General features: G+C 43.8%; 21 protein-coding genes. 14 read left to right on the top strand and 7 right to left on the bottom strand.

The annotated features are described in order from the left end of the window. Positions 1 to 88 precede the first annotated feature (88 nt). From G5B11_RS04000 to G5B11_RS04035, 8 genes are all read left to right on the top strand, one after another. The gene (locus tag G5B11_RS04000) at positions 89 to 2,743 is read left to right on the top strand and encodes a valine--tRNA ligase (protein ID WP_173727021.1); all 2,655 of its coding nucleotides are present in this window, start codon (positions 89 to 91) and stop codon (positions 2,741 to 2,743) included. Between the two features lie 41 nt (positions 2,744 to 2,784). Beyond that, complete coding sequence (locus G5B11_RS04005) at positions 2,785 to 4,800, top strand: LTA synthase family protein (protein ID WP_173727022.1); 2,016 nt, start codon at positions 2,785 to 2,787, stop codon at positions 4,798 to 4,800. Positions 4,801 to 4,987: 187 nt separating this feature from the next. After that, on the top strand, positions 4,988 to 6,292 hold the full coding sequence (locus G5B11_RS04010; RefSeq protein WP_173726976.1) for a bifunctional folylpolyglutamate synthase/dihydrofolate synthase: 1,305 nt from the start codon (positions 4,988 to 4,990) through the stop codon (positions 6,290 to 6,292). Further along, positions 6,289 to 6,441 carry a hypothetical protein gene (locus G5B11_RS04015; RefSeq protein WP_173726977.1) on the top strand — a complete coding sequence of 51 codons (153 nt, stop codon included), beginning with the start codon at positions 6,289 to 6,291 and terminating at the stop codon, positions 6,439 to 6,441. The genes G5B11_RS04010 and G5B11_RS04015 overlap by 4 nt, the downstream gene beginning before the upstream one ends. A gap of 16 nt (positions 6,442 to 6,457) precedes the next feature. Continuing rightward, positions 6,458 to 7,693 carry a tetratricopeptide repeat protein gene (locus G5B11_RS04020; RefSeq protein ID WP_173726978.1) on the top strand — a complete coding sequence of 412 codons (1,236 nt, stop codon included), beginning with the start codon at positions 6,458 to 6,460 and terminating at the stop codon, positions 7,691 to 7,693. Between the two features lie 98 nt (positions 7,694 to 7,791). Continuing rightward, positions 7,792 to 8,091: an anti-sigma factor antagonist gene (locus G5B11_RS04025; RefSeq protein WP_158420708.1), complete on the top strand. Its 300-nt coding sequence runs from the start codon at positions 7,792 to 7,794 to the stop codon at positions 8,089 to 8,091. A gap of 16 nt (positions 8,092 to 8,107) precedes the next feature. Continuing rightward, complete coding sequence (gene spoIIAB, locus G5B11_RS04030) at positions 8,108 to 8,533, top strand: anti-sigma F factor (RefSeq protein ID WP_158420707.1); 426 nt, start codon at positions 8,108 to 8,110, stop codon at positions 8,531 to 8,533. 1 nt (position 8,534) lies between these two features. Then, on the top strand, positions 8,535 to 9,248 hold the full coding sequence (locus tag G5B11_RS04035; RefSeq protein ID WP_173726979.1) for a SigB/SigF/SigG family RNA polymerase sigma factor: 714 nt from the start codon (positions 8,535 to 8,537) through the stop codon (positions 9,246 to 9,248). A gap of 64 nt (positions 9,249 to 9,312) precedes the next feature. On the opposite strand, the gene G5B11_RS04040 is transcribed toward G5B11_RS04035, so the two are convergent. Together G5B11_RS04040 and G5B11_RS04045 are read right to left on the bottom strand one after the other, a co-directional pair. Then, on the bottom strand, positions 9,313 to 9,816 hold the full coding sequence (locus tag G5B11_RS04040) for a QueT transporter family protein (RefSeq protein WP_158421013.1): 504 nt from the start codon (positions 9,814 to 9,816) through the stop codon (positions 9,313 to 9,315). Between the two features lie 161 nt (positions 9,817 to 9,977). Next, positions 9,978 to 10,799, bottom strand: a complete 822-nt coding sequence (locus tag G5B11_RS04045) for a hypothetical protein (RefSeq protein ID WP_244092910.1) — start codon at positions 10,797 to 10,799, stop codon at positions 9,978 to 9,980. A gap of 314 nt (positions 10,800 to 11,113) precedes the next feature. Between G5B11_RS04045 and G5B11_RS04050 the strand changes: the two genes are divergently transcribed. Continuing rightward, entirely contained in the window at positions 11,114 to 11,968 is an 855-nt protein-coding gene (locus G5B11_RS04050; protein WP_173726980.1) for a C40 family peptidase, read from the top strand. A 23-nt stretch (positions 11,969 to 11,991) separates the two neighbouring features. Then, the gene (locus G5B11_RS04055) at positions 11,992 to 13,395 is read left to right on the top strand and encodes a hypothetical protein (protein ID WP_173726981.1); all 1,404 of its coding nucleotides are present in this window, start codon (positions 11,992 to 11,994) and stop codon (positions 13,393 to 13,395) included. Here the strand turns inward: G5B11_RS04055 and G5B11_RS04060 are convergent. The 5 genes from G5B11_RS04060 to G5B11_RS04080 form a co-directional block, all read right to left on the bottom strand. Further along, on the bottom strand, positions 13,353 to 13,985 hold the full coding sequence (locus G5B11_RS04060; protein ID WP_173726982.1) for a stage V sporulation protein AA: 633 nt from the start codon (positions 13,983 to 13,985) through the stop codon (positions 13,353 to 13,355). The two genes, G5B11_RS04055 and G5B11_RS04060, sit on opposite strands and share 43 nt — an antisense overlap. 36 nt (positions 13,986 to 14,021) lie before the next feature. Further along, complete coding sequence (locus G5B11_RS04065) at positions 14,022 to 14,378, bottom strand: SpoVA/SpoVAEb family sporulation membrane protein (RefSeq protein WP_158421120.1); 357 nt, start codon at positions 14,376 to 14,378, stop codon at positions 14,022 to 14,024. A gap of 38 nt (positions 14,379 to 14,416) precedes the next feature. Next, positions 14,417 to 15,493, bottom strand: a complete 1,077-nt coding sequence (locus tag G5B11_RS04070; protein WP_173726983.1) for a stage V sporulation protein AD — start codon at positions 15,491 to 15,493, stop codon at positions 14,417 to 14,419. Continuing rightward, complete coding sequence (locus G5B11_RS04075; RefSeq protein ID WP_173727024.1) at positions 15,490 to 15,951, bottom strand: SpoVA/SpoVAEb family sporulation membrane protein; 462 nt, start codon at positions 15,949 to 15,951, stop codon at positions 15,490 to 15,492. Before G5B11_RS04075 ends, G5B11_RS04070 begins: the two co-directional genes overlap by 4 nt. A gap of 62 nt (positions 15,952 to 16,013) precedes the next feature. Next, a complete protein-coding gene (locus G5B11_RS04080) occupies positions 16,014 to 16,433 on the bottom strand; it encodes a stage V sporulation protein AB (protein ID WP_158421018.1) in 420 nt (139 codons plus the stop codon). Between the two features lie 190 nt (positions 16,434 to 16,623). Here G5B11_RS04080 and murB point away from each other — a divergent pair, with 190 nt between their 5' ends. From murB to G5B11_RS04100, 4 genes are read left to right on the top strand one after another with little or no spacing between them, the layout of a single operon-like run. Then, positions 16,624 to 17,535 carry a UDP-N-acetylmuramate dehydrogenase gene (gene murB, locus G5B11_RS04085; RefSeq protein ID WP_173726984.1) on the top strand — a complete coding sequence of 304 codons (912 nt, stop codon included), beginning with the start codon at positions 16,624 to 16,626 and terminating at the stop codon, positions 17,533 to 17,535. Between the two features lie 13 nt (positions 17,536 to 17,548). Next, positions 17,549 to 18,424 carry an RNase adapter RapZ gene (gene rapZ, locus G5B11_RS04090; protein WP_158421020.1) on the top strand — a complete coding sequence of 292 codons (876 nt, stop codon included), beginning with the start codon at positions 17,549 to 17,551 and terminating at the stop codon, positions 18,422 to 18,424. 14 nt (positions 18,425 to 18,438) lie between these two features. Next, positions 18,439 to 19,398 (top strand): DNA-binding protein WhiA, encoded by a 960-nt coding sequence (gene whiA, locus G5B11_RS04095; protein WP_158421021.1) that lies wholly within the window; start codon positions 18,439 to 18,441, stop codon positions 19,396 to 19,398. Continuing rightward, a complete protein-coding gene (locus tag G5B11_RS04100; protein WP_173726985.1) occupies positions 19,395 to 19,649 on the top strand; it encodes an HPr family phosphocarrier protein in 255 nt (84 codons plus the stop codon). Before whiA ends, G5B11_RS04100 begins: the two co-directional genes overlap by 4 nt. Positions 19,650 to 19,686 lie beyond the last annotated feature (37 nt).

A 19,686-nucleotide genomic window follows, 5' to 3' on the forward strand; every position in this document is an offset into this window, starting at 1 on the left:
GGGCCGTATCAACTGATAAAAGGTGGTACTGCATGACATCGCCCTTCACACATCTGTGTGGGGGGCGTAAATTTTGGAGGAAAATGAAATGAGCAAAGAGCTTGCAAAAACATATGATCCAAAAGGTATTGAGGATCGTCTGTATAAGAAATGGATGGATAACGGATATTTCCACGCAAAAGTAAATCCGGACAAGAAGCCGTTTACTATTGTGATGCCGCCGCCAAATGTAACCGGACAGCTGCACATGGGACATGCCCTGGATGAAACCATGCAGGATATCCTGATCCGTTTCAAGAGGATGGAAGGTTACGAAGCATTATGGCAGCCAGGTACTGATCATGCGGCTATTGCTACAGAGGTTAAGGTAACAGAAAAGCTGAAAAAAGAAGGCATTGACAAAAATGCTATCGGCCGTGAAGAATTCCTGAAATATGCATGGGAATGGAAAGAAGAGTACGGTGGAAAGATCATTAATCAGTTAAAGAAGCTTGGCGCTTCAGCTGATTGGGAGCGTGAGCGCTTTACCATGGATGAAGGCTGCTCCAGAGCAGTACAGGAAGTCTTTATCAAACTGTATGAGAAAGGGTATATTTACAAAGGCTCCAGGATCATCAACTGGTGTCCTGTCTGCCAGACTTCTATTTCAGACGCAGAGGTAGAGCATGAGGATCAGGATGGATTTTTCTGGCATATCAATTATCCTATCGTTGGAGAAGAAGGAAGATTTGTAGAGATCGCAACTACCCGTCCGGAAACACTTCTGGGAGATACAGCAGTGGCAGTGAATCCGGAAGACGAAAGATATAAGGACCTGGTTGGGAAAATGCTGGAGCTTCCCCTTACAGGCAGACAGATCCCGGTGATCGCAGATGAATACGTAGATAAAGAATTTGGTACAGGATGTGTGAAGATCACACCGGCTCATGACCCTAACGATTTTGAGGTGGGGCGCCGCCACAATCTTCAGGAGATCAATATCCTGAATGATGACGCTACCATCAATGAGCTTGGAGGCAAATATGCCGGCATGGATCGTTATGAGGCGAGAAAGGCTATGGTTGAAGATCTGGATAAGCTGGGTCTTCTGGTGAAGGTGGTTCCTCATAATCACAGTGTTGGTACCCATGACCGGTGCGGCACTACTGTAGAGCCTATGATCAAACCCCAGTGGTTTGTTAAGATGGATGAGATGGCAAAGGCTGCGATCAAAGCCCTGGATGACGGAGATCTGGAATTTGTACCTGCACGTTTTGACAAAACTTACCTCCATTGGCTGGAGAATATCCGAGACTGGTGTATTTCCAGACAGCTCTGGTGGGGACACAGGATTCCTGCTTATTACTGTGATGACTGTAAGGAAACGGTTGTAGCAAGGGAAATGCCAAAAATCTGCCCTAAATGTGGCGGTACTCATTTCCATCAGGATGAGGATACACTGGATACATGGTTCAGTTCTGCACTGTGGCCTTTCTCTACACTTGGATGGCCGGAAAAAACACCGGAACTGGAATATTTCTATCCTACAGATGTACTTGTAACAGGTTATGATATTATTTTCTTCTGGGTGATCCGTATGGTATTTTCTGCTCTTGAGCAGACAGGAAAGGCACCTTTCCATCATGTGCTGATCCATGGGCTGGTAAGGGATTCCCAGGGACGTAAGATGAGTAAATCTCTTGGCAATGGTATCGATCCTCTGGAAGTGATCGACAAATACGGTGCAGACGCCCTGCGTCTTACTCTGATCACAGGAAATGCACCTGGAAATGATATGCGTTTCTACTGGGAACGTGTAGAATCCAGCCGTAATTTTGCCAATAAGATTTGGAATGCTTCCCGTTTCATTATGATGAACCTGGAAGGCAAGACTGTTACTGAGCCAGAAGATTTGAATGGTCTTTGTGCAGAAGACAAGTGGATCCTCTCCAAGCTGAATACAGTGATCAAAGATGTAACAGAGAATATGGATAAGTATGAACTGGGAATTGCAGTACAGAAAGTTTATGATTTCCTGTGGGATGAACTTTGTGACTGGTATATTGAAATTGCAAAGGTACGCCTCTGGAAAGCCCAGGAAGATCCCAAGGCAGCAGGTGAAGCATTGTGGACCCTGCGTACCGCATTGACCCAGGGCTTGAAGCTGCTTCATCCGTTTATGCCATTTATTACTGAAGAGATTTACTGTACACTTCTTCCAGAAGAAGAATCCATCATGATCTCAGACTGGCCGGTATATAAAGACGAATGGAATTTCCCGGAAGCAGAGCTCGCTGTGGAAAGCTTCAAAGAAGTAGTGAAAGGTATCCGTAATACCAGAAACAGCATGAATGTTCCTCAGAACCGTAAGACGCATTTGTACATCGTGGGTAAGGATGAGAAGATCTGCCAGATGTATGAAAAGAGCAACAGATCCTTTATTAATCTTGCCTATGCAAGTCAGATCCATGTACAGGACAATAAAGATGGTATTGGTGAGGATGCAGTTTCGGTAGTCGTATCCAATGCAGTTGTATATCTGCCACTGGAAGATCTGATCGACAGGGAAAAAGAAATTGAACGCCTTACAAAAGAGCAGGATCGTCTTACCAAAGAGATCGCCCGCTGTGATGGAATGCTCAGCAATCCTAATTTTGTAAATAAAGCACCAGCTGACAAGGTTGATGCTGAAAAAGCAAAACTGGCAAAATATAAAGAAATGAAAGAAAAAGTAATCACACAGCTTGAACAGTTAAAGAAATAAAAAGGAGCGTTTTCATGAAAACGGGCAAATTTTGCACAAAGATGAAAATAAGTGATGTGTGTAATAAGATATCGCCTGTTTTACAGGCATTGTGGTGTGCGGTGCTTTATTTTATTATTGAAGCCATCAGCCGTCATTCTATTGCAGAAGCATGGCAGTATATGACAGGCAAGCCACTGGTTTTTGTATACAATACAGCTTTTATTTTCACAACAATGCTTATCGTTTATCTGTTTCACAGAAGATTTTTCTGGCGTGTATTGGTATCGGCATTCTGGCTGTTTCTTGGACTTGTAAATGGGATTCTGCTGATGAACAGGGTTACGCCATTTACAGGGCCGGATCTGCATATGCTTACCGATGGATTATCCATTATGCAGAAGTATCTGCCTGCTTATGGGGTGGTTCTGGGCTGCATCCTGATCGGACTTGTGCTGATCGGGCTTCTGATATTGCTTATCAAGGGACCGAAATACAAAAAGAAGATCCGGTACAGATACGTGATCCCGCTGATCCTGGCAGGAATTGCTGCTTTTGGAGGTATTACACAGCTTGCCCTTGAGAAAAGGATACTTTCCAATTATTTTGGAAATATAGCATTTGCATATGAGGATTATGGATATCCATATTGTCTTGCGACTACAATCTTTAATACAGGTATTAAAAGTCCGCGAGATTATTCTGAGTCTGAGATCGAAAGGATCGAAAAGACAGAGGAGAACCTTCCGGTAACTAAGGAAGATAAAAAACCGAATATCCTTTTTTTGCAACTGGAATCATTTTTTGATCCTACACTTGTAAATTATCTGGATATTTCTGAGGATCCTATTCCTACGTTCCGAAAGCTGATGAAAAACTATTCTTCCGGGTATTACAAGGTTCCGTCTGTTGGGGCAGGTACTGCCAATACAGAGTTTGAGACAATTACAGGGATGAGCCTTCATTATTTCGGTCCAGGGGAGTATCCATATAAAAGTATCCTGAAGGAAACCACTTGCGAGAGTGCGCCCTATGTGCTGAAAAATCTTGGATATTCCACCCATGCTGTCCATAACAATGAATCCAATTTTTATGGAAGAAGGACTATTTTCCCCAACCTTGGGTTCGATACGTTTACCTCAGAAGAATATATGGCTGGTGAGAATCTGAAAAATCCTCTGGGATGGGTAAAGGACAGTGTTCTGACCGATGAAATCGTGAAATGTCTGGATTCTACAGAAGAACCGGATTATGTATATACCATTTCGGTGCAGGGACATGGAGATTATCCAGATGAACCGATATTGGAGGATCCACAGATTACAGTTTCCGGTGCACCTACAGAAGAATTGAATTATAAGTGGGAATACTATGTAAACGAGATCCATGAGATGGATAATTTTGTAAAAAATCTGGTGGACACACTGGCTGACTATCCGGAGGATGTGGTACTTGTAATGTATGGGGATCATCTTCCAACCATGGGACTGACAGTGGAAGATTTGAAAAACAAATATCTGTTTCAGACAGAATATGTGATCTGGGATAATATGGGGCTTCAGAAAAAGAATGAAAACCTGGCATCTTATCAGATCGCAGCAGAGGTGATGGATCGGGTAGGTATCCATGATGGAACGATTTTCCGTTATCATCAGGCAAGAAGAAATACAAAGAATTATCAGGTAGATTTGGAAACCCTACAATATGATCTGCTTTATGGAGATCGTTACGCATACCAGGGAGAGAATCCTTTCCAGAGAACAAAGATGCGTATGGGACTCTATGATGCAACACTGGATTCCATCCGTCTTGTATCAGATTCGGATTATACCTATTATATCCAGGGAACCAATTTCACACCTTCCAGCCAGGTAAAACTAAATGGAGAATGGTATGATACGGTTTATGTAAGTCCTACTACTCTGGTGATCACAGGTACGGAGCTGAAGGACTTTGACCGGCTTTCTGTTGTACAGCGAAGCAACAGTTCCACAAGAAAGGCATTAAGCAAGAGTTATGACCGTGCGGTTTATGCATTGTATGACAAGAATCCGTGGAAACTTGAAAAAGAGGAATAATGTTAACTGTTCAGAAGGCAATATCTCGCAAGGGTACTGAACAGCTACGAATAGTGTTTTATCCAATCGTAACATCTTGTCGGATAAATTGTTACGATTGGGTATGGACATCTTTCACCACTATTATATAATGGTAGAGTAACCAAAAGGGTTGCGAATACATTAGATAAAAGTGGTGAATTTTTTTATGAATTACGAACAAGCAGTGGCCTATATTGAAGAAACACCTAAGTTTACAAAAAAGAACAGTCTGGATCATACCAAGGAATGCCTTGCAAGGCTGGGAAATCCACAGAATCATTTTAAAGTGATTCATGTTGCAGGTACCAATGGAAAGGGCAGTACCTGTGCATTTCTTACATCCATTCTCCGGGAATCCGGATATTCCTGTGGATTATTTACTTCTCCTCATTTGGTAGAGATTAATGAACGGTTTCAGATTAATGAAGTAAATATTGATAACGATACGTTTCTGGCTGCTTTCCAGAAGGTGAAAGCACTGGCAGATGAACTGGTGGCAGAGGGCAGCTATCATCCTACTTACTTTGAGATGCTATTCCTTATGGGCATGGTGATCTTTGCACAGGCTGGAGTAGATTATGTGACTTTGGAGACTGGCCTTGGAGGCAGGCTGGATGCTACCACAGCCATTGAAGATCCGGCAGCATGTGTGATCACATCCATCAGTCTGGATCATATGCAGTACCTTGGGGATACAGTAGCTAAGATCGCAGGGGAAAAGGCTGGGATCATTGTCCCGGGAGTGCCGGTGATCTTTGATGGCAATGACCCATCAGCTGCAGAGGTGATCCGTGCACATGCCAGAGAGCTTCACAGTCCCTTTTACGAAGTAAAAAAGGAGGATGCGCAGATTCTTTCCAATACAGCTTCAGGGATTGATTTTTCTTTGAAAAATCAGTATTATGGTAAGGATCATCAGGAATTTCATATTCCTTTTATTGCAAAGTATCAGGTTATGAATGCCATGCTGGCATTAAAAACTATGGAGGTTTTACAGGATCAGATTCCGGTAGCTATTGAGCATGTGCGAAAAGGAATGAGCGCCACCAGATGGCAGGGCAGGATGGAGACGATCTTGCCAGGAGTGATCGTTGATGGAGCACATAATGAAGACGGAGTAGCCAAGTTTGTGGAGACTGCAGCGCATTTTCAGCAGGAATATCCGCTTACACTTCTGTTTTCAGCAGTAAATGATAAAGATTACAAAGATATGATCCATACCATTTGCAGTCAGATCCGTTTCAGACATGTGGTTGTTACCCAGGTAGGTGGTTATCGGGAAGTTCCGGAAGAGGAATTAAAAGAGATCTTCACACGGGAGGGCTGTGCCTCTGTAGAGGCTGATCCAGAAGTGGCAAAGGCTCTGGAACTTGCCTTAAAGGCAAAGGGAGAAGACGGAATGCTGTTCTGTGTAGGATCTTTATATCTTGTAGGAAAGATTAAAGCAGCAATCGCAAGGAGAAAAGCATGATCGATTACGAAGAAGAACTGAAGAAGTTTGAACCGTGTCTGGATGTAACAGATGCAGAAAGTGCCATATATGACAGAGAACTCACTGATATCCTGGACATTTTACAGGAGATGCTGCGGGAAGCAAAAAGCGGCCGCCGCATGAAATAACCGTAAGGAGATACTGATGAACTGCATGAATTGCGGCGCATTTCTGGCAGACAAGGATCTGGATTACTGTCCTAATTGTGGATGCAATGTTCTGATACAGAAGAAGGTGGACTATCTGTCAAAATTCTACTATAATCAGGGACTTGAAAAAGCCAGTATCCGGGATCTGTCAGGAGCCATTAATTGTTTGAAACAAAGTCTTACTTATGACAAAAGAAATATTCAGGCAAGAAATCTTCTTGGACTTGTTTATTTTGAAACCGGCGAGGTTGTTGCTGCATTAAGTGAATGGGTGATCAGCAAGAATCTGAAGCCTACCAAGAATCTGGCTAATGAGTACATTAACCGTCTTCAGGCCAATTCCAATAAGCTGGATGCCATTAATGAAACGATCCGTAAATACAACAATGCCCTAGCACTTTGCAGGGAAGGGCATGAAGATATGGCTGCAATACAGCTTCGAAAGATCCTTGCACAGAATTCCAAGCTGATCAAGGGGTATCATTTGCTTGCACTGATCCAGATGAAGAATCATGAATGGGGAAAGGCAAGACGGATCTTGCGAAAGGCAGCCAGGATCGATAAAACCAATACTACCACACTCCGTTTTCTGAGGGAAGTGGATGAGCAGACTGGCGTTACTACCAGGCTGGAAAAGCAGAAAAAGGGACTGTTTGGCAGAACTAAATCTGAACAGGGTGAAGATAACGGTATAGAAGGCATGGTGGTACAGCCGCCTGCATATCGTGAAAACTCAAGGATTTCCCTGTTTTTTACTTTGATGCTTGGTATTGGGGCCGGTGCACTGGCATTCTGGCTTTTGGCCGTACCTGCTATCAAACAGGGAATATATCGGGAAGCCAACCAGCAGCTGATCAATTACAGCGAATCTTTATCCAGTCAAGGGGCCGAGCTTTCTAAAGCCCAGGGTGAAGCAAAGGAATCTGACGACACAGCTCTGCAGATCACTCAGCAGATGGAGGAAGAAAAGAAAAAGAGCCAGACCTATGAAGCTCTTTTCAAAGCATATACTGCATATGTGCAGGAGAGCTATGATGTAGCTGCAGAGGATCTTCAGAATGTGAATGAGGAGTATCTGACAGATGACATGAAGAATGTTTACAGTGCTATGTGTGGAAGCCTTGGTGTGACCGGAGTTACTTCCGAAAGTCAAGAGGATGGCAATAGCGAAAGCGGATCTGCAAGCAGTGACGAAAACGGATCCGGCAGTAGTGAAGATGGGACTTTTTAACAGAGAAACCTCGAAGCAGGGGGAGTTGTTGTCTATGACAGCAGCCCCTCTTTTTTTGTAACATTGAGGGGGAATATTGAATATAAGGGGGAGTGGTGATGGGAGCTGCAATTTATATTCAGGGTACCAGTCTGACAGTGAGACTGCCAGAAGAACTGGATCATCCTGCATCGGATCTGATCCGGAAAGAAACAGACCGGATTATGGGACAGACATATATTAAGACCATTATCTTTGATTTTGAAGAGACCACATTTATGGATAGTTCCGGAATCGGACTGATCATGGGACGATATCGGGCGCTTGGAATGGGAAAAGGGTGTATAAAGGCAGTGAATGTAAGCAGTTATGTGGAAAAACTGCTTCATCTGTCTGGAGTCCATAAATTTATCTGTTAAGGGAAGGGAGCATATTATGGAGGATACCAATGAAATGACAATGATCTTTGAAAGCCGTCCTGTAAATGAAGGGTTGGCAAGGATAGCTGCAGCAGCATTTTGCACACAGTTGAATCCTACGCTGGAAGAGGTGTCAGATCTGAAAACTGCAGTTTCAGAAGCTGTTACTAACTGTATCATACATGGTTATGAAGGAGAAATACATAAGATCCATATGACCTGTAGAAGGCAGGGACAGGAGATCCAGATTGATATTGCAGATGAAGGAGCAGGGATCGAAAATATTGAAAAGGCCATGGAGCCTTTGTACACTACACGGCCGGACAAGGACAGATCCGGTATGGGATTTACATTCATGGAAGCCTTTATGGATCAGGTGACTGTGGAATCAGAGGTTGGAAAAGGCACAATCGTGCACATGAAAAAAATCATAGGGAGGTAACATGGACCATACTCTTGCCCTGATCGGGCGTGCGCACCAGGGTGATAAAGCGGCAAGAGATACATTAGTTGAGGAAAATGCAGGACTTGTTTATAGTGTGGCAAAGCGTTTTGTGGGGCGGGGCGTGGACATGGAGGATCTGATCCAGATTGGCAGTATCGGGCTTATAAAGGCAGTGGACAAATTTGATCTTTCTTTTGATGTGCGGTTTTCCACTTACGCAGTACCTATGATCGCAGGTGAAATCAAACGATATCTGAGGGATGATGGTCTTTTGAAGGTGAGCCGTTCTTTGAAAGAAAATTATTATCGTATATATAAAAAGAGAGAAGAATTGGAATATTCCCTGGGCAGGGAGCCTATGATCACGGAACTGTCGAAGGCTTTGGAAATGCCTGTGGAAGATCTTGTGATGACTATGGAGGCTGCGGCAGAGGTGGAGTCCCTTCAAAAGTCTGTTTATCAGGGAGAAAACAGTGAAATTTCACTGTCAGAAAAGCTGGCGCATAAGGAAAACCCGCAGGAAAAGCTGTTGAATCGGATTTTACTGGAAGAACTTCTGGCACATCTGGATAAGAGAGAAAGGCAGCTGATCTGTATGCGGTATTTTAGGGATATGACACAGATGGAAGTGGCAGCAGAACTGGGGATTTCCCAGGTGCAGGTCTCCAGACTGGAAAAGCGGATTCTGAACCGGCTTAAGGAGTTAATTTGAAAAAGACGGGCTTATCTCTGAACAAGAGGTAAGTCCGTCTAATATAACATAAGCGTAAACTTGCTTATCTGGCTGCTGTTTTGGAACCTGAGAAGATGGAACCGCGGAATTTGGAAAGAGCACTATGAAGGATCAGCCCAAAGATACCGCAGGAAACGATCTCGCCAGCACCTACAGTCAGCATCATCAATGGGATAGGAAGATTAATGCCGTATCCATAGTGAAGTACGAAAGGCACGATCACTGTATTGGAGATGATAGGTGGAAGCGGGGCAAGGAACCGACTGGAATTACGCAGCTTGTAAGTAAAAACTGCGCCCAGCAGTGTGGCAATGCTTCCGAAGATGATGTCTACCGGGATACAGCCGCCCAGGATATTGGCAATGATACATCCTACAAATAATCCGGGGATTGCCGCCGGTGTAAAATAAGGAAGGATGGTCAGTGCTTCTGAGATACGTACCTGGACTTCTCCATAGCTGAAGGGTGCAAACACAAGGGTAAGTACTACATAGATGGCACCGATCAGTGCCGCCTGTACCAGAAACAGGGTACTTTTGTTTTTCATATTCTTTTGTCTCCTTTAGTTTTGTTTTACGAGTGGAAGGTCACGAACACTCGATTCATTTAGCGCCGGGAATCGGCGGAAAAGCCGCTTAAGACCTTATTTTTATGGGCTTTTCAACGGGCATGAGTATAGCATATTTAGGAGAGGAATGCAAGGGAAAACTATTTGCTTTTTGTAAACATAATTGCACCGCCTGCCAGAAGCAGAAGCGAAAAAACAATTGAAAAAATAGATGCTCCAATCCCAGGTGCACCTCCCTGTTTAATGGCTGTTTCTCGATCCAGTGCACCTTTTTGCAGATTATCTGTAACCTCCGGCGCTCTTCTGAGTGTTTGACCGTCCTGTATACCAAGTGCTGTCACAGTGTCTCCTGTTTTGAAATCGGAAGCACTATAAAAATAACGAACATCATTTTCGACATCATCCCGCTGTGTCTGAGCCAGAGGCTCTATGAAATCTTTTTGTGTAAAGCTGCTGTCTGGCACATAAGCATAACCGGCGGCTTTCAGCTCTGCTTCATCATAATGGTCCCAGGTTGTATTCAATCTTATTGCATCAATAAAATCCTGTGAAAGTGTATAATCGCCAATCTTACCTTCACCGGAATAAGTCTTTTCCGAAGTTGTTGTGCCCCATTTCAGAACGCCATATCGTTTTTCCTCGTCAGTTAAATTTTTTAAGGTTTGTTTTGAATTGGAGGTGCTTTTGTCTCGCCGCATAGTCTGTTTTGAACGTGAAATACGAATGCTGTCAAACGCAAGTCCCAGTTCATCGTCATAGGAGGGCTCCGTCAATTCAAGCGCACCACATACGATTACCGTTTTTCCTTCGTTCTCGGCATGAAGAGCTTCGTCTCCTACATAAACAACTTCTTTCAGAGCGGATTTTGCCTTTGGAATATCCACAAAAATTGTTTTGATAGCTGTTACGAAAAAAAACAATCCTGCAATGATGAGAACGATCCCTAATATTTTTTTTAACATTTGATCAACCTTCCTTCCTTTGATATCCAGACCAGTTATGAGTCTGTACGGTTATTCCGCTTTCATTATGCCATATTTTTTTTCATCTGCCACTAGCACTTATGACAGCAATGCTGTTGTGAACGGAGTGCATAGCAACCTTTTGGAAAATAAGGGTGTATTTTGTAGGATCATTCTTGTGTTTAAACGTGGGATTCGATATAATAAACGTATCTGTACGGCATCTGAAATACAGAAAAGGGGTATAAGCTGAAATTTACACAATGGATTTCACTTACCATAGAAATAGAAAAGGAAAGAGAGGATATTGCAACATGACAGAAAGAGTAACAAAGCGGGGGATCAGGAATTTCATTCTGATCTGTATCCTGGCGATGTTGGCAGGAACCTTTGTTCCAGTAAAGGTATCAGCAGCCACAACCTATTCAAGAACCATGAATTCCTACATTGTAAAGGGAAAGAAGGGCAGGATCGTACTGGCATATAATCCGTCACAGACAGGAGTTCCGGTATATGCACGTACATCTCCAAAGTCCCAGCAGTATGGGGTACTGGGATTCGGAGATGCTGTAGTTGTAAATACAAAAAAACTGAAAATGAACAAGAAATATGCATGGCTTCCTGTATATATGGATAATCTTAAGGATGCTAAAGGCAGGAAGGCAACAGCATATGTGCGAATGGGACAGCTTAAGCTTCTGTCCCTGAATGCAAAGAAGTACTCAAATAACCGTATTATTGATAAAGCTATCAAAACAGGTATGAAATATCTCGGTACACCTTTTATACTTGGAGGACTGTCCATGACAGATGGTATTGACTGCTCTGGCTTTGTGGGAAAATGCTTCCAGATGGCAGGAAGGAATCTTGCAAGCTGGTATCATACCATTACGCTGGAGGGGGTATCCAGACAGATTTTCTGGCATAATACGAATACACCTCTTACTAAGGAAGAATTAAATAAGATGAAAGTAGGCGATCTTCTTTTTTATCTGGATAAGGATACAAGCGGTGCCATTGGCCATGTGGGAATCTACATTGGAAAGGGTATGATGCTGAATGCTTCCGGCCATTATGGATATGTATATCCTACAGGCGGTGTATGTATTAAGAGAGTACAGTATGGACAACGCTATATGGTTCTTTGCAAAAGAATCATTGGCTTCTGAGCCGGTTAAGAGGGGAAAGAGTAATGAATAAGAAAAGAAAGATCAGCACCCTGTATCAGGCAGCTTTTATTATTGGCCTGACGATTCTAATGCTTTTAGGAACAGCGAAGGTCAGGGCTGCTTCTTTTACGGAGATTACAGATTCCGCCTGTCTTCATGCCTATCCGCTGTCAAAGAAAGCTTTTCCCATTTACAGTGACCATGAAATGACAAGCGTGGCAGGAAAGGGTACTTATAAAGAATACAAGATTGTCAAGTTTTTTGGAAATACCATGCAGCTGGTTTATAAGGCAGAAGATGGAACCAGAAAAAAGGGATATGCATCTGCCAGCTGTTTTCTGCAGCAGCCATCCGGTAAAAGAGAAGGCATGTACGTAGGGCCTTCCGGCGGTATAGATATTTATAAGGTTCCAAAGAACAGCAGCTCCCAGCGGTTTATTCATGCAGCTCAGGCTGACTGTGGCCTTAAGGTTGGGGAAAAGGGGCAATGGACCCAGGTAATGATCCAGAAAAAAAGACAGTATTATCTGGGATGGATCCCTACATCCAGATTTAAAAGCAGCATGTTCCATTTTGCAGTGCGGACAGGGCAGATTCTGGCAGACGGCAGATATACGTTATGTCCTGCTTTGGTAGGCACAGATACACTGAAGAAAACCACCTATGATGTGAAGTATATTGGAACTGGTCTTTATACCCTTAAGAATGTGAAAAAAGGATACCTTCAGGTGGATAACAGCAGACAAGTGTGCATCCAGAAAAAAGGCGATTTCTATTATCTGCTGACTGACAGCCGTAAGCTGGCATTGAATGCGAAGGGAGAAACTACAGAGGCTGCACTGGATCAGACTCAGGCATGGAATTTTCAGAAAAAATCCACTCGCACAGTTACGGTCGTATATTCCCAATATGATCCGGAATATGGAAAAACCGTTTATAAAGATGGGAATATAGGCCCAAGAACCATATCTACTTCCGGATGCGGTGTGATGGCTCTTGTGAATGCTATTTATGCATTAAATGGTTCTTATATTCCTCCTGAGAGGCTGGCACGTTTTTCTGCTGCCAGAGGACACTATTTTTACAATGCGGGCACAGCTGATACCCTGTATCCAGATGTGGCTGAGAAATGGGGAAAGAAATATCGCTTTAAGTATGATGGCCTGACAGGATCCTTTGCAGAATTACAGAAACATTTAAGAAAAGGCGGTACAGCTGTTGCACTTGTACCGGGGCATTATCTGGCAATTGCAAAGTACAGAAGCTCTGATGGGAAGTATCTGATTTTAGATTCCGCAGTAGGAGGCAGAAGGCCTACTTCTATCAATGGAGAATGGATGAGTATGGGGCAGCTTCAATCCGGAGCACTGTTCTGCCAGCATTTTCATTTATTTTCTGCTGTAAAGGCGTCAAAGCACCGTTCCTGATCCTCTATAATTGTTGTATTTACATCATTTTCATAAAGCCGCATCTGCACCTGCATGGGAGTAGGATCATCTGTCAGCTTGATATGACCGAAGTGATTGAAGAAAAATAATACACCAAGACCTATGCCTACGGAATAAGAGATAGCAAGTGCAGGAAAGGAACTGCCATCCTGGCCTGTGACCTGTGCAGTGATCTGCTGGAAAAGGGCAGGTACATCCACATCATTGTTAAAGGTCATAATGGAGAAGGCGGCACCGAAAAAGGAAGCCAGGCAGACAAAGATCACTTTACACCAGCACCATGCAGGAGAGGTGTTGGACTTCGTTTGGTAAGTAATGATAAAGGAAGGTTCTCCAATGAGAGTAATCTCCAGATCTGGTTCCTTTTTCTGGATTTCGCGGATCAGATCCATGGCTGACAGAACATATCGCCCAGGGCGTTTGGGATCCAGGCTGGCCACAGGCAGTACGCGAAGTCTGTTTAAAATTTTAGAATTGCTGCAAGACAGCTTAACGATATCTTGCAGATAAACATGGGGGTGATGCACCTCCATGTTTTCGTCTGTCTGGATATAAAGGGTGTCGCTCATATTTCTTCCTCCATTGTTTTGGTTGCTCGACTTGAATTACTCTTTCATTTTAGGTTTAAAGATCAGACTGGCAATATAGGAAAAAATCAGGGCTGCTGAAATGCCGGCAGCACAGGCTGTAAAGCCTCCCGTGAAAAGTCCAAGCACGCCGTTTTCATTAATAGCTTCTTTCATTCCTATCCATAATGTGTTTCCAAATCCAAGAAGGGGGACTCCGGCTCCGGCCCCGGCATAATCCAGCAGGGGCTGATAAAGCCCAAGTGCACCCAGAAGTGTACCAGTACATACAAGAAGCACCATTACTCTTCCTGGCATCAGTTTTGTTTTATCCAGTAGGATCTGGACCAGGGCACAGATTAGGCCACCCACCCAGAATGCATTCAGGTAATCCATAATAACCTCCATCTATTTTTTCCTTTGGGATTTTTGCTTTATAAAAAAACATGCTCCAATACAACTCCATGGGCAATACCTGGAATGGAATCGCCTTCATTAAAAGTGGTTTTGGAAAGAAGAGCTCCGGTAGGAACAAAAAGAACTTTTTTCCATGCGCCGGAAAGAAGCTTTGGCAGGATATAGGCAGCAAGAACAGTTGCAGCACAGCCACAGCCGCTGCCACCGGAATGTGTATCCTGGGACGGATTATCAAAGATCAGAAGGCCGCAGTCCTGATGACGGCTTTGGATATCAATGTTTTCTTTTAAGAGAAGATCCAGCAAAATATGTTGTCCTACATCTCCCAGATCCCCGGTGATGATCTGGTCATAATCGGATGGCTTTCTATGAAAGTCCAGCAAATTCTGGCAGATGGTGTGACAGGCGGCAGGTGCCATACAGGCCCCCATATTCATGGAATCTTTAAAACCATAATCCACCAGGGTTCCTGTGGTGATTCCGGTGATTTGTATACAGCTTTTTCCGGTACGAAGAGGAGAAGGCATGACAGTGCTTTTTTCAGCTGGTGGAGCAGAAGAAAGAATGCAGGCACCGCTTCCTGTAACTGTCCAGGTGGCAGATAAAGGTCTTTGATTGCCATAGCCTAAAGGAAAACGAAATTCCTTTTCTGCACTGGCAAAATGGCTGGAGGTGGCACAGAGAACATGATCTCCATAACCGGCTGCTACAGCCATGGAGCCAAGGGAAAGTGATTCACCCATGGTAGAACAGGCACCGAAAAGTCCGTAAAAGGGAATGCCCATATCGGCAATTCCGAAGGAGGAGGCAGTAGTCTGGGCAAGAAGATCACCTGCAAAAACCATCCGCAGATCTTGCGGACTAAGACCAGCCTTTTGGATAGCAAGAAAGGCGGCCTGTTTCTGCATGGTACTTTCTGCGGCTTCCCAGGTATCCATTCCAAACATTGGGTCTTCCCATACCTGATCAAAGCAGGAACCAAGTGGACCTTCTCCTTCTTTTTTTCCTGCAACAGATGCACAGCTCTGGATAAATACAGGCCTGTGGAAGGATATGCTTGCTTTGCCTGTCTGTTGATTTTCTGTTATATTCATGATGCTACTCCTATCATTTTTAAAATGTAATAGATAATGCCAAGACACCAGGAACTTAAAATGCCATAAAGGATCACAGGTCCTGCAATGGTGAAGATTTTGCAGCCAATACCAAAAACCTGGCCTTCTGCTTTATATTCAATAGCAGGTGCTGCCACGGAATTTGCAAATCCGGTGATAGGAACCAGGCTTCCTGCGCCTCCAAATTTCCCAATCTTAGGGTAAATATTTAACCCGGTAAGCAATACACTGATGAAAACCAGGGTAACAGAACACCAGATCCGGGCCTCATCCAGATCACTGCCCATCCAGAGGAACAGATTTGTAATCCCCTGCCCGGCCGTACAGATCAGCCCTCCGGTAAGAAAGGCTTTTGCCATGTTTATACCAAGATTATGGGATGGAGTGATTTCTTTTACGTACTTCTCATATTCTTTTTGCTCAGTCTGCTTGTTCATATTATCCATAACAACCTCCTGCTGCAGATGATTTATAATGTAAGGACCTACAGATCTTAAGATTAGGGGAACCATTCTTTATAATAGTAGAATAAAGATCCTAAGGTTTTTCCCAGGGCAATGGACAGGATCACTTTGGGCAGACCTTCTGAAAATCTGGCTCGTCTTGCAAAGATAGGGAAAATGTCTGCTACTTCTGCTAATGCCATGATCCAGCCGCCGAGGAAAAGTCCTGAGAAAAGACCATAGAGAATGAGAAAGAGCAATCCGCCAGGAATCTGCCATTTCCAAAGGAAAAAAAGATTTCCCAGAACAGTTCCAAGAAGAATGGAATCTTCATATAATAAGATATGTTTTCCGGTATGGGTGATCCCTGCATATCTGGGAATAATGGAAAGGCCGATGAGAAGGCCGACTTCTCCGCCTGCAATTATAATGCCTGCGGAAAAACCAATCATAATAAGCAATAACTGATTCCACATATAAGCTCCTTCCTTGAGCATGTTTTAAGGTCATTTACCTGCTTTCGCATAAGCATAAGTGGATCGGACCTTTTAACACTGTAATCATAGTATTTGGAAAAAAGAAAAAAATATGTGTTATCCTGTACTTTTTTTTCATCAGATGGTAAAATAGACAGCGTACTTGAATAGAAAGATAGAGGATTTTTTTGTGAAACAGAGATTAATAGAAGAATTAACAGAACTGCTGGGAAATGACAGGGTGCTTACAAACGAGCCTATGAGCCGCCATACAACATTCCGGATCGGAGGGCCGGCAGATCTTTTTCTCCTTCCTAATACAGTAGAAGAAATAAAGAAGATCCGTGAGATATGCATCCAGGAGCAAGAATCATATTTTATCCTGGGCAATGGAAGTAATCTGCTGGTAAGCGACAGTGGTTTTCGTGGCGTGATCATTCAGACATACAGAAATCTGGCGCAGATCCAGGTGGAGGAAGATTGCATCCGTGCACAGGCAGGAGCACTCCTTTCAGGGATCGCCCAGGCAGCCAAAGCAGCTTCTCTTACAGGCTTTGAATTTGCTGCAGGCATTCCTGGTACATTAGGCGGGGCTGTGGTGATGAATGCAGGGGCCTATGGAGGCGAAATGAAAGATGTGCTAAAAGAAGCTACTGTACTGGATAGTGAAGGGCAGATCCGTCGTATCCCTGCCGGGAAGCTGGCAATGGGATATAGAACCAGTGTGATCAAAGAAGCCGGATATATGGTGCTCGAAGCAGTGATTTCCCTGAAAAAAGGGGATCCGGATCAGATCCGGGAAACAATGAAGGATCTGACACAGAGAAGGATCAGCAAACAGCCGCTGGAATATCCAAGTGCAGGCAGCACTTTTAAGCGTCCGGAAGGATATTTTGCAGGCAAGCTGATCATGGACAGCGGCCTTCGGGGGTACACCCATGGAGGAGCGCAGGTTTCAGAAAAGCACTGTGGCTTTGTGATCAATACAGGGGGTGCTACAGCCAGGGATGTATGTGAGCTGATGGAACATGTGCAGAAAACAGTTTACGAGAAATACAATGTAAAGCTTGAACCGGAAGTAAAATTTCTGGGAGTTTTTTAACAGGAGATAAAAAATGCGATTTGTGATTGTGACAGGAGTATCAGGCGCAGGGAAAACAGCAGCCTTAAAAATGCTGGAGGATGCAAGATATTTCTGCGTGGATAATCTGCCCATTCCGCTTCTTGAGAAGTTTGTATCACTGATGCCGGAAATCCACGGAGAGGATGTACAGAATGTAGCGCTTGGTATTGATGCAAGAAGCGGATCCATGGGAGAATTGGAACTGATCCTGGATAAGATGCAGGAAGCAGGTTATCAGTTTGAAATACTTTTTATGGATGCAGAGGATTCTGTTCTTGTGAAACGATATAAAGAAACAAGAAGGAGTCATCCATTGGCAATGTCCGGACGGATCGATGAAGGGATCCGTCTGGAAAGGAAGAAAATGGAGTTCCTGCGCAGAAAAGCTGATTATATTATCGATACCAGCCACCTGCTTACTAGGGAATTGCGTCAGGAAATAGACAAGATATTTGTGGACAATGAAGAATTCAAGAATATGATGATCTCTGTCCTATCCTTTGGATTCAAATACGGGATCCCGGCAGATGCTGATTTGGTATTTGATGTCCGCTTCCTTCCAAACCCTTATTATGTGGATGAACTTCGGCCTATGACAGGGCTTGATGACAGTGTATTCAATTATGTAATGGACAATGAGACTGCCAAAAGGTTTATGGGAAAGCTGGAGGATATGGTGAACTTTCTGATTCCCAATTATGTTCAGGAGGGAAAAACAAGCCTGGTAATCGCCATAGGATGTACAGGCGGCAAGCATCGTTCTGTTACCATTGCAAGGGAACTATACAGCAGGCTGATCAAGAATAATGAGTACGGTTTTCGCCTGGAACACAGGGATGTAGAGAAGGACCGGCTTCTTAAAAAATAAAAAGGAGTGGGAAGATGTCTTTTTCAGGGATGGTGAAAGAAGAACTTTCCAAGCGTACAGGAGCATCCAGGCACTGCCAGATCGCAGAGCTGGCTGCGATGTATCTGTTATGCGGCAAACTGAAGTGTACCCAGGGTCAGGAACTGGTTTTATGGGTGCAGACGGAAAATCAGTGGGTTGCAAGAAAGTGCTTTACAATTTTGCAAAAAACATTTAATATAGAAACAGATATTACCGTTCATGAGAGCGCACATCTTAAGAGATGTAGAGTTTATCATGTGACCACACGGGAGACGGAACAGGCTCTGGAAATCCTTGAGGCTGTGAAGCTTGTTGTGAAGGGAAGCAGCGATGGTACGCTTAAGCTTGGCAATACAATGATCCTTCAGAGGAACTGCTGTAAGCGTGCATTTATACGGGGAGCTTTTCTTACATCAGGTTCCATCAGCGATCCACAGAAAGGATACCATTTCGAGATTGTCTGTCCTGATGAAGAAAAAGCACAACAGTTGCAGGAGATCATCCGCAGTTTTCATATTGATGCGAAGATCGTTTTACGTAAGAAATCATACGTGGTCTATGTGAAAGAAGGTGCGCAGATCGTTGATATACTGGCCGTTATGGAGGCGAATGTGGCACTGATGGATCTGGAGAATATCCGTATCCTGAAAGAAATGCGTAATTCAGTCAACCGTAAGGTGAATTGTGAGACTGCGAATATTAACAAAACGGTAAATGCAGCAGTGAAGCAGGTGGAGGATATACGACTGATCGAAAGAAAGGCCGGGTTTGAAAGCCTGAGTGAAGGCCTGGGGGAGATCGCCAGACTGCGGCTGCAATATCCGGAGGCTACATTAAAAGAATTAGGAATGATGTTGAACCCTCAGGTGGGAAAGTCAGGTGTAAACCACAGATTGAGAAAGCTTTCAATGATTGCGGAGGAACTGAGGGGGGACGAGGAGGAATTATTATGATCAAAAAACCAATCACCATTAATCTGTCTACTGGTCTGGAGGCGCGTCCTGTTGCTCAGCTTGTACAGGTGGCAAGTCAGTTCAACAGTGAGATTCATGTAGAGATTGGCAAGAAAAAAGTAAATGCCAAAAGTATTATGGGTATGATGACACTGGGGTTGGACACAGGTGAGGAGATCACTCTTTATGTAAATGGAGAGGATGAAGAAGCTGCGATGGACAGCATTGAGAAATATCTGAGCAATCAGTAAGATACAGTGCTTTGCATGTTAAAGCCATATGAAAGAG

Source organism: Blautia glucerasea (assembly GCF_013304385.1).
Classification (GTDB): Bacteria; Bacillota; Clostridia; order Lachnospirales; family Lachnospiraceae; genus Blautia_A; species Blautia_A ammoniilytica.